Raw genomic sequence first — 15,652 nt, forward strand, 5'->3', positions numbered from 1 at the left:
TGACTCTCCGGGGGTTCGAGTGTGGAAACCCAAACCTACCGGAAAGGCCACGCTCACCACCCCATGGAATCTACGGGCTGTCGAAGTCGGAGCCTAATCCCCCGCCTTCAACCGGTACCCGATCCCCGTCTCGGTCAGCACAAATTGCGGCCGTTCCGGATCGGCTTCGATCTTCTGGCGGAGCTGGCGAACATAGACCCGCAAATATTGCGCATCGGTCAATTCGTCCCAGAGCTCCCTCAGCAGGAAGCGGTGGGTGAGCACCTTGCCGGCGTGCTGCACCAGCACGCGCAGCAGGTCGTATTCCTTCGGCGACAGTTTCACATCACGTTCGCCGACCTTGACGATGCGGCGGACGAGATCGACCGAGAGATCGCCGGTGCGGAACACCGGGCGTTCGCCCTGGACCTGAAGCTGGTGCCGCAGCGCCGCGCGCAGGCGGGCCAGGAGCTCGTCCATGCCGAACGGCTTGGTGAGATAATCGTCGGCGCCGAGATCGAGCGCCTGTACCTTGCCGGCTTCGTCGCCGCGGCTCGACAGCACCACGATCGGCACGCCTTCATTGCGGGCGCGGATGGTGCGCAGCAGCTCGTGTCCCTGAACGTCGGGCAGGCCGAGATCGAGGATGATCAGCGCCGGCTCCTCAACGAGTTTCTCCAGCGCGATCTTGCCGTTCGACGCTTCCAGGATCTCATAGCCTTGCGTCGTCAGCCCCATCCGCAGCAATTTGCGGATCGGCGGCTCGTCGTCGATGACCAGGACCTTGATCGGCGCAGCGCTCATGCGGCGGTATCCAATGCGCGGCTCTCTGCCGGAACGGGAAGACGGATGGTGAGGACGGCGCCGCTGCGGTCGCCGCGGTTGGCGGCCGAGATCGTGCCCCGCATCGCCTCGACGAAGCCGCGCGAGATGGCGAGCCCGAGCCCCGTGCCGGGTCGGACATGATCGCCTTTCTGCACGCGGTAGAACTTGTCGAACACGCTCTCGAGCTCGTCAGGCGGGATGCCGGCGCCCTCGTCCGCGATCTCGAGCACAACATGATCGCTGTCGCGCCGGCTGCGGATCGAGATGATGGTCTCGGGCGGCGAATATTTGGCGGCGTTGTCGAGCAGGTTGAACAGCACCTGCTCGAACAGCACCGCATCGAGCTGCAGCATCGGCAGATCGGCGGCCAGCACCAGCTCGACCTCGTGGGCGGTGAGAATTTTGGCTGCGCGCCGCAGCGCGCTGCCCACGATCTCACTGAGATCGTGCAGCGCCGCATTGGGCACGACGGCACCCGACTCGAGCTTGGTCATGTCGAGCAGATTGGCGATGAAGCGGTTCAGCCGCTCGGATTCGTCGATCACGGTCGCGAGCAGGTCGCGCTTCTCGGTGTCTGAGAGGGCGCTGGCGAGATCGCGCATGGTGGAGGCCGCTCCCAGCACCGAGGCGAGCGGCGTCTTCAAATCGTGCGAGATCGAGGTCAGGAGCGCGGAGCGCAAGCGCTCGGACTCGACGGTGCGCTTGACACGGTCCATGTCCTCGACCAGCAGCACGCGCTCGATCGCCAGCGCGCCTTGGTCGACCAGCGCATCGAGCAGGCGGCGCTGGTCCGGTGTCAGCAGCGGACCGGTGCGGTCGTCGTCAATGCCGATGACGCCGATCGGGCCGCGCCCGGTGCGCATCGGCAGGAACAGTCGTTTTGCACCCGGCAGCGTATCCGAGCCGCGGCCGGCGGGGCGGTCGTTGCTCCAGGCCCAGTTGGCGGCGGCAAGATCGGCCTGATCGAGTTCGTCCTCCGGCGGATAGCCGGATTTCACTGTGAGCAGACCTTCTTCCGGCAGCAGCAACACCACCCGGACTTTCAGCATCAACGCGATCTGGTAGGCCGTCGCCCACAGCACGTCGTCGAGCGTCGCGGTGCCGGCGAGCTTGCGGCTGAAGGCGTAGAGCTGCTCGCTCATCCTGATCCGGCCGATGGCGGCATCGGCCTGGGTGCGCACGCGCGCCGCGACATTGGAGACAATCATCGCCACCACCATGAACAGCACGAAGGCGGCGACGTTGGTCGGGTCGGTGATCGTGAAGGTGTGGATCGGCGGCAGGAAGAAGAAATTGTAACAGAGCGAGGCCGCGACAGTCGCCAGCAGCGACGGCCATAGTCCGTAGCGGACCGCGACCGCCACCACCGCCGTCAGCAGCACGAGGTCGACGTTCTCGATGCCGAACCGCGGCTGAATCAGCTCGGCGGCGCCAAGGCCGATCAGCACGATGCCGAGAGCCTTCAGATATGGCAACGGATTGAACGGCTCGGACCGCACGGCAGTTTGCACCGCCGTCTTGGGCGCCGCTTCGCCCGGCAGCTCGTCGCCGGCGATGACATGAACCGTGATGTTGCCGGCGCGGCGCACCAAATCGTGCACGACGGAGCCGCGTGTCATCTCGAACCAGCGCGAGCGCGTCGACTTGCCGATCACGATCTGGGTGACGTTGTTGCCTTGCGCAAAACTGACGACGTCATCGGCAATGCGGCGACCGACCGCCGGAATCGTCAACGCCTCGCCGCCGAGCGATTCCGCGAGCCGCAGCGTATCGGCCAGCCGGTCGCGCTGTTCATCGGACAATTGCAGCGAACGCCGCGTTTCGATCGAAACTGCGGTGAATGGCGCATGCAGCCGGTCCGCCAGCCGTTTGGTGTAGCGCACGAGACCGGCCGCGCGCGGATCCTCGCTGACGCAGACGAGGATGCGCTCGCCCGCAGCCCAGGGCCCGGGAATTGCATTGGCCTGCATGTGGTTGAGGAGCTGCTCGTCGACCCGCTCCGCCGTGCGGCGCAAAGCGAGCTCGCGCAACGCCGTCAGGTTCCCCGGCGAGAAATAATGCTCCAGCGCACGCTCGGCCTGCTTGGGCACATAGACCTTCCCCTCCTTGAGGCGCTGGATCAAATCGTCGGGCGTGAGGTCGATCAGCTCGATCGCGTCGGCGCGATCGAACACCGAGTCCGGCACGGTCTCGCGCACCCTGACATGGGTGATCTGCGCGACGACGTCGTTCAGGCTCTCGATGTGCTGGATGTTGACGGCGGTGTAGACGTCGATGCCGTGGGACAGCAACTCCTCGACGTCGAGATAGCGCTTGGGATGGCGGCTGCCGGCCGCGTTGGTGTGGGCGAGCTCGTCGACCAGAGCAATCTGCGGCCGACGCGCGATCACCGCATCGAGGTCCATTTCCTCGACGATCTGCCCGCGATAATCCAGCCGCTTTCGCGGGACCATCTCGAGCCCGCGCACCAACGCCTCGGTCTCGGCGCGGCCATGGGTCTCGACGAAGCCGACCACGACGTCGATGCCGGACTTGCGCTTGGCGTGGGCGCTTTGCAGCATCTCATAGGTCTTGCCGACGCCGGGAGCGGCGCCGACGAAGATCTTCAGCTTGCCGCTCGCGCTCCCTTCCCGCCGCGCTGCTTCCAGCAGCGCCTCGGGCGACGGACGTTGTTCGGGATCGCGGCGCTCTCGGACCATTTTGCCAATATAATCATCTGCCTGACGCGAGCCTAGACCGCTACCTGGCGGCGGCGCGATCCAGCGAGAGATTCAGTGCCAGAACGTTAACCCTGGGTTCGCCAATCAGGCCGAGCAAGGGGCCTTCGGTGTTGGCGGTCACGATCTGCTTGACCTGATCCTCCGACATATTCCGCGCCTTGGCCACGCGCGGCACCTGGAATTGCGCCGCTTCCGGCGAGATATCAGGATCGAGGCCGCTGGCCGACGTCGTCACCAGGTCGACCGGCACGGCAGCGTTCGGATTCTCAGCCTTGAGCTTGTCTACATCTTCCCTGAGCCGGTCGGCCAGCGCCTTGCTGGTCGGGCCGAGATTGGAGCCACCGGAATTGGCGGCGTTGTAGGGCGCGGGCACCGTCTTGGTCGAATCATTGGGGTCCGGCGCAACCGTCGCCGAGGGACGGCCGTGGAAGTATTTGTCGTCCCTGAACTCCTGCCCGACCAGGGCGGAGCCGATCACCTTGCCGTCCTTCTCGATCAGGCTGCCTTGGGCCTGCGCAGGGAAGAGCGCGCCGGCGATGGCCGTCATCGCCAGCGGATAGGCAAGGCCGGTGATGGCAGTGAGCACCAGCAAGAGGACGATGGCGGGGCGGATTTCTCTGAGCATGTTGGTCTCCTAAGTCTTCGTCATGGCGCGCGGCGCCTTGCGCCGCGCCAGGACGGTCAAGCCAGGTGCAAGGCGGTGACGACGAGGTCGATTGCCTTGATACCGATGAAGGGAATGACGATGCCGCCGAGGCCGTAGATCAGAAGGTTGCGCCGGAGCAGCGCGCCGGCACCGACCGCGCGGTAGGCGACGCCCTTCAGCGCCAGCGGAATCAGCGCAATGATGATGAGTGCGTTGAAGATGATCGCCGACAGGATGGCGCTCTGCGGGCTCGACAAGTTCATGACGTTGAGGACATTGAGCTGGGGATAGAATGCCAAAAACATCGCCGGGATGATCGCAAAGTACTTGGCGACGTCGTTGGCGATCGAGAACGTCGTCAGCGCACCGCGCGTCATCAAGAGCTGCTTGCCGATCTCGACGACCTCGATCAGCTTGGTCGGGTTGGAATCGAGGTCGACCATGTTGCCGGCCTCGCGGGCGGCTTGCGTGCCGGTGTTCATGGCGACACCGACGTCGGCCTGCGCCAGCGCCGGGGCATCGTTGGTGCCGTCGCCGCACATCGCAACCAGCTTGCCCTTGGCCTGCTCGTCGCGGATCAGCTTGAGCTTGTCCTCAGGGGTCGCCTGCGCCAGGAAATCATCGACGCCGGCTTCGGCCGCGATGGCGGCTGCCGTCATCGGGTTGTCGCCGGTGATCATGATGGTGCGGATGCCCATGCGGCGCAGCTCGGCAAAACGCTCGCGGATACCGCCCTTGACGATGTCCTTGAGCTGGATGACGCCGAGCAGCTTGCCGTCCTTAGCGACCGCAAGCGGCGTGCCGCCGGCCTTCGAGATATCGTCCGCGATGGTCTGGATCTCGCGGCCGAGGTCCGACAGTGCCGCCGGCTGGATCGCCCGCGCCGCGTTGCCCGAAGCAACCGCCAGCGGCGCGCCGCCGCCGACATAGTTCAGCATCGCATCGACCGCGCCCTTGCGCACCGACGAGCCACCGGCGTCGACCCCGCTCATGCGGGTCTGCGCCGTGAACGGGATGAAGGTCGCGCCAAGCTCCGCCATGTCGCGGCCGCGGATGCCGTATTTCTCCTTTGCCAGCACCACGATGGAACGGCCCTCCGGCGTCTCGTCGGCGAGCGAGGCGAGCTGGGCCGCGTCCGCGAGCTCCTGCTCGGTCACGCCGCGCACCGGTCGGAACGCGGTGGCCTGCCGGTTGCCGAGCGTGATGGTGCCGGTCTTGTCGAGCAGCAGCGTGTCGACGTCGCCGGCGGCCTCGACGGCGCGGCCGGACATTGCCAGCACGTTAAAGCGCACCAGGCGGTCCATGCCGGCAATGCCGATCGCCGACAACAGCGCGCCGATCGTGGTCGGGATCAGCGTCACGAACAGCGCGACCAGCACGATCACCGAGATCGAGCCGCCGGCATAGGCCGCATAGCTCGGAATGGTGACGGTTGCGAATACGAAGATGATGGTGAGGCCGGCGAGCAGGATGTTGAGCGCGATCTCGTTCGGCGTCTTCTGCCGCTCGGCGCCCTCGACCAGCTTGATCATGCGGTCGATGAACGTCGAGCCCTGCGCTGCCGTGATGCGGACGCGGATCCAGTCCGACAGCACCTGCGTGCCGCCTGTTACCGCCGATCGGTCGCCGCCGGATTCGCGAATGACGGGCGCGGACTCACCGGTGATGGCGGCCTCGTTGACGGAGGCGACACCCTCGATCACCTCGCCATCGGAGGGAATGGTGTCACCGGCCTCGACCAGCACGATGTCACCCACCTTGAGGCTCGTACCCGGCACCGTCTTGAAGGCCCGGCCCGCACCGGTCAGGAGCTTGGCCTGGCTCTCGGTGCGGGTCTTGCGCAGCGATTCGGCCTGCGCCTTGCCGCGGCCTTCGGCCACCGCTTCGGCGAAATTGGCGAACAACACCGTGAACCAGAGCCAGACGATGATCTGGAAGGTGAAGCCGAGGCCAGCGCCGCCGGTGACGACGTCGCGCAGGAAGATCACCGTCGTCAGCGCGGCTACGACCTCGACCACGAACATCACGGGGTTCTTCACCATCAGCCGCGGATCGAGCTTGGTGAAGGAGGCGCGGATCGCGGGCATCACGATCCCTGGGTCGAGCATTGCCGAGACGGCAGCACGTTTTTGCAGTTTCATCGTATCCATGGAGGTCACTCCAGACAATCAGAAGAGGTTGCCGGCGTTCATCGCCAGATGTTCGACGATCGGGCCGAGCGCGAGCGCCGGGAAGAAGGTCAGGCCGCCCATGATCAGGATGACGCCGACGACGAGGCCGACGAACAGGCCCCCCGTGGTCGGGAACGTGCCCGTGGACGGCGGGATCGACTTCTTCTCCGCGAGCGATCCCGCGATGGCCATGGCCGGGACGATCATGAAGAAGCGGCCGACGAACATCGCGCTTGCGAGCGTCAGGTTGTAGAAGAAGGTGTTGCCGGTGAGGCCTGCGAAGGCCGAGCCGTTGTTGCCGGCCGCCGAGGTGAAGGCATAGAGCACTTCGGTGAAGCCGTGCGGTCCGGCATTCGCCATCGAGGCGACGGCCGCCGGATAGACCACGCCGACGGCGGTCCAGCCGAGGATCATCAGCGGCAGCACCAGGATGGCCAGCATCGCCATCTTGACCTCGCGCGCCTCGATCTTCTTGCCGACATATTCCGGGGTGCGGCCGACCATCAGTCCGGCGACGAAGATCGCGAGGATGACGAACAGCAGCATGCCGTACATGCCGGCGCCGACGCCGCCGACGATGATTTCGCCGAGCTCGATGTTGATCAGCGGGATCATGCCGCCGAGCGCGGTGAAGCTGTCATGCATGGCGTTCACCGCGCCGCACGACGCAGCCGTCGTGACGACGGCGAACAGCGAGGACGCGACGATGCCGAAGCGGATCTCCTTGCCTTCCATGTTGCCGCCGGTCAGGCCCAGCGCATGCAGCATCGAGGTTCCGTTCGCTTCCGCCCAATAGGTTATGGCGACGCCTGCGACGAACAGCACGCCCATCACGGACAGGATCGCCCAGCCCTGGCGCTGGTTGCCGACCATACGGCCGAACACGTTGGTCATCGCGGCGCCGAGCGCGAAGATCGAAAGCATCTGCACGAAATTCGACAACGCAGTTGGATTTTCGAACGGGTGCGCCGCATTGGCGTTGAAGAAGCCGCCGCCATTGGTGCCGAGCATCTTGATCGCCACCTGGGAAGCGACCGGGCCGACCGCGATGGTCTGCCTGGCGCCCTCGAGCGTGGTCGCCTCGATATACGGGCCGAGCGTCTGCGGCATGCCCTGCCAGACCAGGAACAGCGTGTAGACCACGCAGATCGGCAGCAGCACGTAGAGCGTGCAGCGGGTGACGTCGACCCAGAAATTGCCGACCGTGCGCATCGAGGCGCGCGAGAAGCCGCGGATTAGGGCCATCGCCAGCGCGATGCCGGTTGCCGCCGAGAGGAAGTTCTGGGGCGTCAGGCCGAGCATCTGGACGAGATAGGACAGCGTGCTTTCGCCGCCGTAGTTCTGCCAGTTGGTGTTGGTGATGAAGGAGACCGCGGTGTTGAAGGAGAGATACTCGGCGACCGCGCCCTGCCCGGCCGGATTGAAGGGCAATACGGCCTGAAGCCGCATCACGCCGTAGATGACGAGGAAGCCGCCGACATGGAACAGCAACATGGCGACCGTGTAGGTCAGCCAATGCTGCTCGCGCTTCTCGTCGACGCCGGAGATCCAGTACACGCCGGCCTCGATCGGGCGCAGCACCGGCGACAGGAACGTCCGCTCGCCGTTGAATACGCGCGTCATGTACCAGCCGAGCGGCTTGGTCAGCGCAACAATAATGGCGCAAAACAGAATGATCTGGAGCCAACCGATCACAGTCATGGAATCAACCCTTCAGGCTTGGTGTCCGGCGCAACAGCGGCAGGAGCACCGTCAGCAGGCAGGCGACAAGCACGGCGTCCGCCAGCAGCAATTCGACGAGCAGCAGCACGGGTCAGAACCGCTCGGGCCGCAGCAGCGCATAGGTGAGGTAGACCAGCAGACCGAACGAGACGGCAGCGGCGAGCGCATAATCGAAGATCATGGTTTGCTCCGTCACAGCCGTTCGCAGGCATAGGTGTAGCCGATCGCGAGGGCGAAGAAGCCGAAGCCCAGCGCCAGCATCAGAATGTCCATCATGGCGATACTCCTCATTGCGCCGTCAAATCCGGCGCAACTTTCTCTCGGTGCCCCGGCGGCTCGCGAAGGAAATGATTTCCACGGGCGACAGCCGGGACTTTTGACCGTGCTGAAGTGCCACCCCGCTCATAGGTTTTCGAGATGAGGCCTATGGCGAAGATATAGGAATCTCATAAAGGCGGCGGTGCTGCTCGCCCAACCCTCCAGCCCCACACTTATGAAATCCCTATATCTCCCCCCTCTTCCCCATCTCGTTTTCAAATGCCTTTGAGGCCCATCCTGGCAACGCCGGCCGACTGACCGACGCCACTCCAGGAGGCCTGACATGACCGCCGCTCTCCGACGCCTCGATCCACCTTCCCTCGACCAGCAGCTTCGCGCGGCACCGGCGATGACCCGGCCGTTGATGCTCGACATCGTCGCGCACGCCTGCCGGCGCGTCGCCACGCTCGGCCAAGGCGAACGCACCGCACGCATCATGCGCCTGATCGACGTTGAAGCCTGGGCCGATGCGGCGCTGGCGCTGATCGAGCTCGAGCTGCCGATGTGGCAGGTCCGGCGCATCGGCTATGACGAGGGCGAGTGGCATTGTGCACTGTCGCGCGAACGAGAGCTGCCGGATTGGCTGGATGCCGCGGTCGAGGCGCGCCATTCCGACCTCGCGCTGGCTCTGCTGTCGGCCTTCGTCGAGGTTCGGGCGTTGGCCACAGACGTGCCGCGGCCAAGCGTTCCTTCCGTTCGTCCCGTGCCGGATCCGCTTTACGAGCCGCTCGCTTGCGACAATTTCGGCTAGGGGCAAGCCGGGCCCGCCGCGCGGTGGCGATGCCCGGTTGACGCCGCCATTCCCGCGGAAAAGACCCGGCCGATCTGGCGCAATTCTAGGGAAACGTGTAGAGCGGTTGCATGAGCACTGGCAATGTCAACGTCGTCGCCCACCCCCTGGTCCAGCACAAGCTTTCGCTGATGCGGGAGAAGGATCGCTCGACCAAGAGCTTTCGCGAGATCCTGAACGAGATCGGGATGCTGCTTGGCTATGAGGTGACGCGCGATTTGCCGCTGGAGCTGGTCGAGATCGAGACGCCGATCGCGCCGATGCAGGCGCCCAAGATCGCCGGCAAGAAGCTCACGCTGGCGCCGATCCTGCGCGCCGGCGTCGGCTTCCTCGACGGCATGCTGGCGCTGATGCCGTCGGCGCGCATCGCCCATATCGGGCTCTACCGCGACCCCGAGACGTTGCAAGCCGTGGAATATTACTTCAAGGCGCCGCAGGACCTCTCCGACCGCACCGTGATCCTGATGGACCCGATGCTGGCGACCGGCAACTCGGCCTGCGCCGGCGCCTCCCTGCTCAAGGCCCGCGGCGCCCGCGACATCCGCTTCGTGTGCCTTCTGGCCGCGCCCGAGGGCATCGCGCAATTCCAGAGCGAGCATCCTGACGTGCCGGTCTGGACCGCCGCGATCGACGAGCGGCTCAACGACCACGGCTACATCGTGCCGGGCCTGGGTGATGCCGGCGACCGGATGTTCGGCACCAAGTAGACAGGTTGGCGCGATCGGGTTACTCCCCTTGCCATGAGTGCCAACGCGTTTTCGCTGCAATCGCTGATCCGAACCGAGGCCGCCGCCGATCCCGCCTTCGTATTCGACGGCACGCGGGTCTCGCGAGCTGAGTTCTCCGAAAGGATCGAGCAGACCGCGGCCTGGCTTGCGGCGCAAGGCATCGGCAAGGGCGACGTGGTCGCTGTCTGGCTGGTCAATCGGATCGAATGGCTCACGCTGCTGTTCGGCGCCGCCCGCCTTGGCGCGATCGTCGCGGCCGTCAATACCCGCTACCGCAGCGCGGAAGTCGCGCATCTGCTTCGTTTGTCCGGCGCCAGGCTGATGGTGGTCGAGGCCGCATTCCGCTCGGTGGATTTTGCCGCGATCCTCGCGGATGTCGCCAAGGACGAAGTGCCGGCGCTGCAACGGCTTGCGGTGATCGGCGCGGATGCGATCAAGGCCAATTGGCCCTGTGTCCGCTTCGACGCTTTCGAAAAGCCCTATCCGGCCGCCTCTCCGATACGGGACGACGTCGACCTGCCCGTGCTGCTCTACACGACATCCGGCACCACCAAGGGGCCAAAGCTCGTCGCGCATTCGCAGCGGACGCTGGCGGGCCACGCCGTCTCCGTCGCCAAGGCGCTTCGGCTTGATCCGCTGCGTCATTCGCTGCTGGCCATGCTGCCGTTCTGCGGCACGTTCGGCATGACGAGCCTGCTCGGCTTCGTCGCGGCGGGCGCGACCGTCCATGTGCTCGACGCCTTCGAGGCGGCACCGGCACTGGAGATCCTCAGCACGCAGGGGATCACGCACGCCTTCGGCTCCGACGAGATGTTCCGGCGCATTCTCGCCTTCAGCGATGCGCCACGCCCATTTCCGCATCTCGAACTCTGCGGCTTCGCCGCGTTCCAGCCTGGCTGGCGCGAGCTTGCCGCGGAGGCCGAGGCGCGCGGCCTGCCGCTGTTCGGCCTCTACGGGTCGAGCGAGGTTCAGGCCCTGTTCTCGATCGCCCGCACCAGCGACACCTTTTCCGACCGCATCGAGGGCGGCGGCTGGCCGATGTCACCGGACACAAGAGTGCGCGTGCGCGACACCGAGACCGGCGAGCCGGCGACCGAAGGCATCTCAGGCGAGATCGAAATCAGCGCGCCGTCACTCTTCCTCGGCTATTTCAACAATCCGGATGCGACGCGCGATGCGCTCACCGCGGACGGGTTCTTCCGCACCGGCGACATCGGCCGGTTGCGCGGCGACGGTTCCTTCGTCTACGAGACCCGCGCGGGCGACGCCATGCGGCTCGGCGGCTTCCTCGTCGCGCCCGGCGAGATCGAGGACGAGCTCAAATCCTGTGCCGGCGTGGCCGACGCCCAGGTGGTTGCAGTCGATCTCAAGGGTCAGGCGCGCTGCGTCGCCTTCGTGATCCCGGCGAAGGAGCCGCCAATGCAGGAGACGCTGGTCGCGCGCCTGCGCGAGCGGCTCGCCGGCTACAAGGTCCCGGCGCGGATCTATGTCGTGGAGGCCTTCCCCGTCACCGATAGCGCCAACGGCGTGAAGATTCAGCGCGCCAGGCTTCGCGCCATGGCGATGGAGCGGATCGCCGCCGAATAGGCGGGCCCATTTGGTTTGCGCACAAGGCTCGTTCAGTACGACTTCGCGAGCCCCAGCACCTTCTCCGCGATGAAGCTGAGCGCGAGTTGCGGGCTGACCGGCGCGATGCGCGGGATCAGCACTTCTCGCAAGTAGCGCTCGACATGGAATTCCTTGGCGTAGCCGAAGCCGCCATGGGTCATCACGGCCTGCTCGCAGGCCGAGAAGCCCGCTTCGCCCGCAAGGTATTTTGCGGCATTGGCCGCAGCGCCGCACGGCATTCCCTTGTCGTATTGCCACGCCGCCGACATCACCATCAGCCAGGCCGCCTCGAGCTCGACCCAATTCGCCGCGAGCGGATGCTGAATGCCCTGGTTCTTGCCGATCGGACGGTTGAACACCACGCGCGTCTTGGCATATTCCGTGGCCCGCGCCAGCGCCAGCTTGCCAAGGCCGACCGCCTCCGCCGCGATCAGGATACGCTCGGGGTTCATTCCCTCGAGAATGTACTGAAAACCCTTGCCCTCTTCGCCGATGCGGTCCTCCATCGGGATCTCGAAATCTTCGAAGAACAGCTCGTTGGAATCGACGATCTTGCGGCCCATCTTCTCGATCTCGTGGACCTTGATCTTGGTGCGGTCGAAATCGGTGTAGAACAGGCTGAGGCCGTGGGTCGGCGAACGCACGTCCTCGAGCGGCGTGGTGCGGGCCAGCAGCAGGATCTTGTGCGCGACCTGCGCGGTCGAGATCCACACCTTCTGGCCGTTGACGATGTAGCGGTCGTTCTTGGCGACCGCGCGGGTCTTCAGCTGCGTGGTGTTGAGGCCGGTGTTGGGCTCGGTGACGGCAAAGCACGCCTTCTCGCGACCCTCGACCATCGGCGGCAGCATGCGCTTGCGCTGCTCCTCGGTGCCGAACACGACGACGGGATTGAGTCCGAACACGTTGATGTGCACGGCGGATGCGCCGGACATGCCGGCGCCGGATTCTGCGATCGTGCGCATCATGATCGCAGCTTCGGTGATGCCGAGGCCCGAGCCGCCATATTCCTCCGGCACGCAGATGCCGAGCCAGCCGGCGTCGGCAAGTGCTTTATGAAAATCGTGCGGGAAGCCGCCGTCGTGGTCCTTCTTCAGCCAGTAGGCATCCGGAAAGCCTTCGCAGATCTTGGCGATGGCATCGCGAATGGCTTCCTGCTGGTCGGTGAGCGCGAAATCCATGTTCTGATCTCCTTGTCGGAGAGCCGCGACCGCGCCATCTCCCGTCTCTTCGCGTTCCCCGCTCAAAGGCCGTGGCCGCTTGCTTCGCGCCCTGACGTGCCCCTGCCTGGGTTCTTAGCTCGAAAAACCGCGTACAGATACGTGAATTTGTCTATCAAGTGTGTCTACCATGCATAGGGTCATGCGACGTAAAGCTATGAGCGCGCCGTTATTTCGCAGGGAGGAAACCGCGATGGCCGGACTTTATTTCGAAGACTTTTCCGTAGGCCAGGAGTTCAGGCATCCGCTGACCCGGACCGTCACGGAGATGGACAACACCATGTTCAGCCTGCTGACGCTCAATCCGCAGCCGCTGCACATCGATGCGCATTTCGCCGAAAAGACCGAGTTCGGCCAGCGCATTTTCAACAGCCTTTACACCCTCGGCATCATGATCGGCATGACGGTCTATGATACGACCATGGGGACCACCGTTGCCAATCTCGGCATGACCGACGTGACCTTTCCAAAACCGGTCTTCCATGGCGACACGTTGCGGGCGACGACAAAGGTGCTCTCGATGCGGGAATCCAAGTCGCGGCCCAAGGCCGGCATCGTCGAGTTCGAGCACCATGCCTTGAACCAGAACGACGAGATCGTCGGCAAATGCCGTCGCATGGCGATGATGCACAAGAGGCCGGTCTGATGCGTTCGATGCTGTTCGTGCCGGGCGATTCCCCGCGCAAATTCGAGAAGGCGAGCGAAGGCAAGGCCGACGCGCTGATCATCGACCTCGAGGATTCCGTCGTCACCGAGAAGAAGGCGGAGGCGCGCGGGTTGACGCTGACGATGCTCAAGGGCCAACGCGGCTCGCACCAGCTCTATGTCCGCGTCAACGCGCTCGACACCGGCATGACACTCGCCGATCTCGCCGCGGTGATGCCGGGCAAGCCCGACGGCATCGTGCTGCCGAAATCGCAGGGCGGTGACGACGTAAGGCACGTCGCAACCTGGCTCGAAGCCTTGGAAGCCGCGGCCGGCACGGAGGTGGGCTCAACTCGCATCGTCTGCGTGGCGACAGAAACCGCGGGTTCGATCTTCGGCCTCGGCAGCTACAAGAGCTGCTCCCCTCGCCTCGCCGGCCTGATGTGGGGCGCTGAAGATCTCTCGGCTTCGCTCGGCGCCACCGAGAAGGCCTCCGGCGGCGTGTTCCACAGCCCCTATCGCCTCGCGCGCGATCTCTGCCTGATGGCGGCTGCCGCAGCCGAGGTCGCGCCGATCGACACCGTCTATACCGACATCGACAATCTCGCGGGCCTCGAAGCCGAAACCCGCGCGGCGCGGCGGGACGGTTTTTCCGCCAAGGCGCTGATCCATCCCAAGCACGTCGATGTCGTCAACGCGGCGTTCGAGCCGACCGAAGCCGAACAGACCTGGGCGCAAAAAGTGATCGCGGCGTTCGCCAGCAATCCCAATTCCGGCACGCTGCGGCTCGACGGCCAGATGATCGACAAGCCGCATCTTCGCGCCGCGAAGAAAATCCTCGGCCAGCCCTAGGATCGGCTATGGCCGAACGTGTCGGCATGAAGCTGCGGCCTCAGTCGAATCCCTGAACCGGCGGCGCCGAGGCTTGCGCCGGAACGGCGGGCGCGGCCTGAACCGGCGGAGCCGGATTGCCGGCAGTTCGCATCTGACCGTTGGCTGCCATCGCCTCGCGGGTGCGCGTCGGGCTCCTGGTCGCAGCCGCGCGGCGCGGCGGCGGCCGATGTCCTGCCGAGTGCGAACCTCTCATGCCCCAAGACCGAGCGATTGACGGTCCAGCGGTGTAGCCGATCAAGGCTCCGGCAACCGCACCGACTGGCCCCAGCACGACCGCGCCGGAGACGGCACCCAGCGCCGCATCGCCCGCGCGCTCTTGCGCAACCGCGCTCACGGGCACACACGCAAGCATTGCGACAGCAGTGATCAGAGCCTTGGTCATCGGAGCGCCTCCCTCGCGGGAAATCACTCGTTCCCAAATATGGCCACAGGAGGTTCGCTTGCCGGCCAACAAATGGCAATCGGCGGGTGGAACTCCCCTGGCGCAGGGCTGCCGCCGCCAACCGGCGGTTGCGACGGCGGCGTGGAGCTACACGATCTTGATCGACATATCAGGCAAGCCCTCGAGCTTGCACAGCAGCACGTCGCCCTTCACGACGGGACCGACATTCTCCGGCGTGCCGGAATAGATGATGTCGCCGGCTTTCAATTCGAAGGCTTCCGACAGCTTTGCAATCTGCTCGGCCACGTTCCAGATCATCTTGCTGAGATCCGAGTTCTGCTTCACCGTGCCGTTGATCGCCAGCGAAATGGCGCCCTTCTCGAAATGGCCGGTCATGCTGGCCGGATGAATCGGGCCGATCACCGCGGCGTGGTCAAAACTCTTGCCGATCTCCCAGGGCTTCTTCTCCGCGGCCATGCCGTTCTGGAGGTCGCGCCGGGTCATGTCGAGGCCGAGCGCGTAGCCATAGACGTGCTCGAGTGCCTTATCGACCGGGATATTGGTGCCGCCTGATTTCAGCGCGGCGACCAGCTCGACCTCGTGATGATAGTTCTTGGTCAATGACGGATAGGGATGATCGGCGACCTCGCCGACCGCGACGTTCTGGATCGCGTCGGTCGGCTTCTGGAAGAAGAACGGCGGCTCGCGGTTCGGATCCGAGCCGCGCTCGATGGCGTGCGCGGCGTAGTTGCGCCCGATGCAGTAGATGCGGCGGACCTGAAACACCTGGCTCTCGCCGACGATCGGGATCGTCACCATCGGCACTGGAAAGATGGGCTTCGGTCCAGCCTGCGCTGCGGCCGGCGCCGCTTCGGCGATGCCCGCCGCGGTCATCGCGGCTGCGGCAGTGAGCACGTCACGTCGAGACGTCTTCGTCATGGTTCTGTTCCCTGGCTTGGGGGAAGTTTCCTCAAGGGCGTTCTTAGAACCAAACGGTTCGCAGGCCA

At 65.2% G+C, this 15,652-nt stretch carries 14 protein-coding genes; 5 read left to right on the forward strand and 9 right to left on the reverse strand.

Features of this window, described 5'->3' with window-relative positions:
• Positions 1-93 precede the first annotated feature (93 nt).
• The 6 genes from RAD04_RS07060 to RAD04_RS07085 form a co-directional block, all read right to left on the reverse strand.
• The gene (locus tag RAD04_RS07060; protein ID WP_461623194.1) at positions 94-783 is read right to left on the reverse strand and encodes a response regulator; all 690 of its coding nucleotides are present in this window, start codon (positions 781-783) and stop codon (positions 94-96) included.
• Positions 780-3,503, reverse strand: a complete 2,724-nt coding sequence (locus RAD04_RS07065; RefSeq protein WP_461623195.1) for a DUF4118 domain-containing protein — start codon at positions 3,501-3,503, stop codon at positions 780-782. Before RAD04_RS07065 ends, RAD04_RS07060 begins: the two co-directional genes overlap by 4 nt.
• Before the next feature lie 40 nt (positions 3,504-3,543).
• A complete protein-coding gene (locus tag RAD04_RS07070; protein ID WP_461623196.1) occupies positions 3,544-4,149 on the reverse strand; it encodes a K(+)-transporting ATPase subunit C in 606 nt (201 codons plus the stop codon).
• 56 nt (positions 4,150-4,205) lie between these two features.
• The gene (gene kdpB, locus RAD04_RS07075) at positions 4,206-6,320 is read right to left on the reverse strand and encodes a potassium-transporting ATPase subunit KdpB (protein WP_461623197.1); all 2,115 of its coding nucleotides are present in this window, start codon (positions 6,318-6,320) and stop codon (positions 4,206-4,208) included.
• Positions 6,321-6,338: 18 nt separating this feature from the next.
• Positions 6,339-8,042 (reverse strand): potassium-transporting ATPase subunit KdpA, encoded by a 1,704-nt coding sequence (gene kdpA / locus RAD04_RS07080; RefSeq protein ID WP_461623198.1) that lies wholly within the window; start codon positions 8,040-8,042, stop codon positions 6,339-6,341.
• A gap of 112 nt (positions 8,043-8,154) precedes the next feature.
• The gene (locus RAD04_RS07085) at positions 8,155-8,244 is read right to left on the reverse strand and encodes a K(+)-transporting ATPase subunit F (protein ID WP_461623199.1); all 90 of its coding nucleotides are present in this window, start codon (positions 8,242-8,244) and stop codon (positions 8,155-8,157) included.
• A 420-nt stretch (positions 8,245-8,664) separates the two neighbouring features.
• On the opposite strand from RAD04_RS07085, the gene RAD04_RS07090 reads away from it, so the two are divergent.
• From RAD04_RS07090 to RAD04_RS07100, 3 genes are all read left to right on the forward strand, one after another.
• On the forward strand, positions 8,665-9,132 hold the full coding sequence (locus RAD04_RS07090; protein ID WP_461623200.1) for a hypothetical protein: 468 nt from the start codon (positions 8,665-8,667) through the stop codon (positions 9,130-9,132).
• 110 nt (positions 9,133-9,242) lie between these two features.
• Positions 9,243-9,878, forward strand: a complete 636-nt coding sequence (gene upp / locus RAD04_RS07095) for a uracil phosphoribosyltransferase (RefSeq protein ID WP_461623201.1) — start codon at positions 9,243-9,245, stop codon at positions 9,876-9,878.
• A gap of 33 nt (positions 9,879-9,911) precedes the next feature.
• Positions 9,912-11,486 (forward strand): AMP-binding protein, encoded by a 1,575-nt coding sequence (locus RAD04_RS07100; protein ID WP_461623202.1) that lies wholly within the window; start codon positions 9,912-9,914, stop codon positions 11,484-11,486.
• 32 nt (positions 11,487-11,518) lie between these two features.
• Here the strand turns inward: RAD04_RS07100 and RAD04_RS07105 are convergent, their stop codons facing one another.
• The gene (locus RAD04_RS07105) at positions 11,519-12,685 is read right to left on the reverse strand and encodes an acyl-CoA dehydrogenase family protein (protein WP_461623203.1); all 1,167 of its coding nucleotides are present in this window, start codon (positions 12,683-12,685) and stop codon (positions 11,519-11,521) included.
• Positions 12,686-12,866: 181 nt separating this feature from the next.
• Here RAD04_RS07105 and RAD04_RS07110 point away from each other — a divergent pair, with 181 nt between their 5' ends.
• Together RAD04_RS07110 and RAD04_RS07115 are read left to right on the forward strand one after the other, a co-directional pair.
• Positions 12,867-13,370 (forward strand): MaoC family dehydratase, encoded by a 504-nt coding sequence (locus RAD04_RS07110; RefSeq protein WP_461623204.1) that lies wholly within the window; start codon positions 12,867-12,869, stop codon positions 13,368-13,370.
• Positions 13,370-14,221, forward strand: a complete 852-nt coding sequence (locus RAD04_RS07115) for an HpcH/HpaI aldolase/citrate lyase family protein (RefSeq protein ID WP_461623205.1) — start codon at positions 13,370-13,372, stop codon at positions 14,219-14,221. Before RAD04_RS07110 ends, RAD04_RS07115 begins: the two co-directional genes overlap by 1 nt.
• A gap of 40 nt (positions 14,222-14,261) precedes the next feature.
• Here the strand turns inward: RAD04_RS07115 and RAD04_RS07120 are convergent, their stop codons facing one another.
• Both RAD04_RS07120 and RAD04_RS07125 read right to left on the reverse strand, forming a co-directional pair.
• The gene (locus RAD04_RS07120) at positions 14,262-14,645 is read right to left on the reverse strand and encodes a hypothetical protein (RefSeq protein WP_461623206.1); all 384 of its coding nucleotides are present in this window, start codon (positions 14,643-14,645) and stop codon (positions 14,262-14,264) included.
• A 147-nt stretch (positions 14,646-14,792) separates the two neighbouring features.
• Positions 14,793-15,584, reverse strand: a complete 792-nt coding sequence (locus RAD04_RS07125) for a fumarylacetoacetate hydrolase family protein (RefSeq protein ID WP_461623207.1) — start codon at positions 15,582-15,584, stop codon at positions 14,793-14,795.
• Positions 15,585-15,652: the final 68 nt, after the last annotated feature.

The organism is Bradyrhizobium sp. 25ACV (assembly GCF_054863005.1).

What these genes read in the sequence shown, in the direction of transcription:
- RAD04_RS07120 (WP_461623206.1), bottom strand. Translation starts at nt 14,645, where the DNA reads ATGACCAAGGCTCTGATCACTGCTGTCGCAATGCTTGCGTGTGTGCCC.
- RAD04_RS07085 (WP_461623199.1), bottom strand. Translation starts at nt 8,244, where the DNA reads ATGATCTTCGATTATGCGCTCGCCGCTGCCGTCTCGTTCGGTCTGCTG.
- RAD04_RS07105 (WP_461623203.1), bottom strand. Translation starts at nt 12,685, where the DNA reads ATGGATTTCGCGCTCACCGACCAGCAGGAAGCCATTCGCGATGCCATC.
- upp (WP_461623201.1), top strand. Translation starts at nt 9,243, where the DNA reads ATGAGCACTGGCAATGTCAACGTCGTCGCCCACCCCCTGGTCCAGCAC.
- RAD04_RS07110 (WP_461623204.1), top strand. Translation starts at nt 12,867, where the DNA reads ATGCGACGTAAAGCTATGAGCGCGCCGTTATTTCGCAGGGAGGAAACC.
- RAD04_RS07100 (WP_461623202.1), top strand. Translation starts at nt 9,912, where the DNA reads ATGAGTGCCAACGCGTTTTCGCTGCAATCGCTGATCCGAACCGAGGCC.
- RAD04_RS07115 (WP_461623205.1), top strand. Translation starts at nt 13,370, where the DNA reads ATGCGTTCGATGCTGTTCGTGCCGGGCGATTCCCCGCGCAAATTCGAG.
- RAD04_RS07060 (WP_461623194.1), bottom strand. Translation starts at nt 783, where the DNA reads ATGAGCGCTGCGCCGATCAAGGTCCTGGTCATCGACGACGAGCCGCCG.
- RAD04_RS07090 (WP_461623200.1), top strand. Translation starts at nt 8,665, where the DNA reads ATGACCGCCGCTCTCCGACGCCTCGATCCACCTTCCCTCGACCAGCAG.
- kdpA (WP_461623198.1), bottom strand. Translation starts at nt 8,042, where the DNA reads ATGACTGTGATCGGTTGGCTCCAGATCATTCTGTTTTGCGCCATTATT.
- RAD04_RS07070 (WP_461623196.1), bottom strand. Translation starts at nt 4,149, where the DNA reads ATGCTCAGAGAAATCCGCCCCGCCATCGTCCTCTTGCTGGTGCTCACT.
- RAD04_RS07125 (WP_461623207.1), bottom strand. Translation starts at nt 15,584, where the DNA reads ATGACGAAGACGTCTCGACGTGACGTGCTCACTGCCGCAGCCGCGATG.
- RAD04_RS07065 (WP_461623195.1), bottom strand. Translation starts at nt 3,503, where the DNA reads ATGGTCCGAGAGCGCCGCGATCCCGAACAACGTCCGTCGCCCGAGGCG.
- kdpB (WP_461623197.1), bottom strand. Translation starts at nt 6,320, where the DNA reads ATGGATACGATGAAACTGCAAAAACGTGCTGCCGTCTCGGCAATGCTC.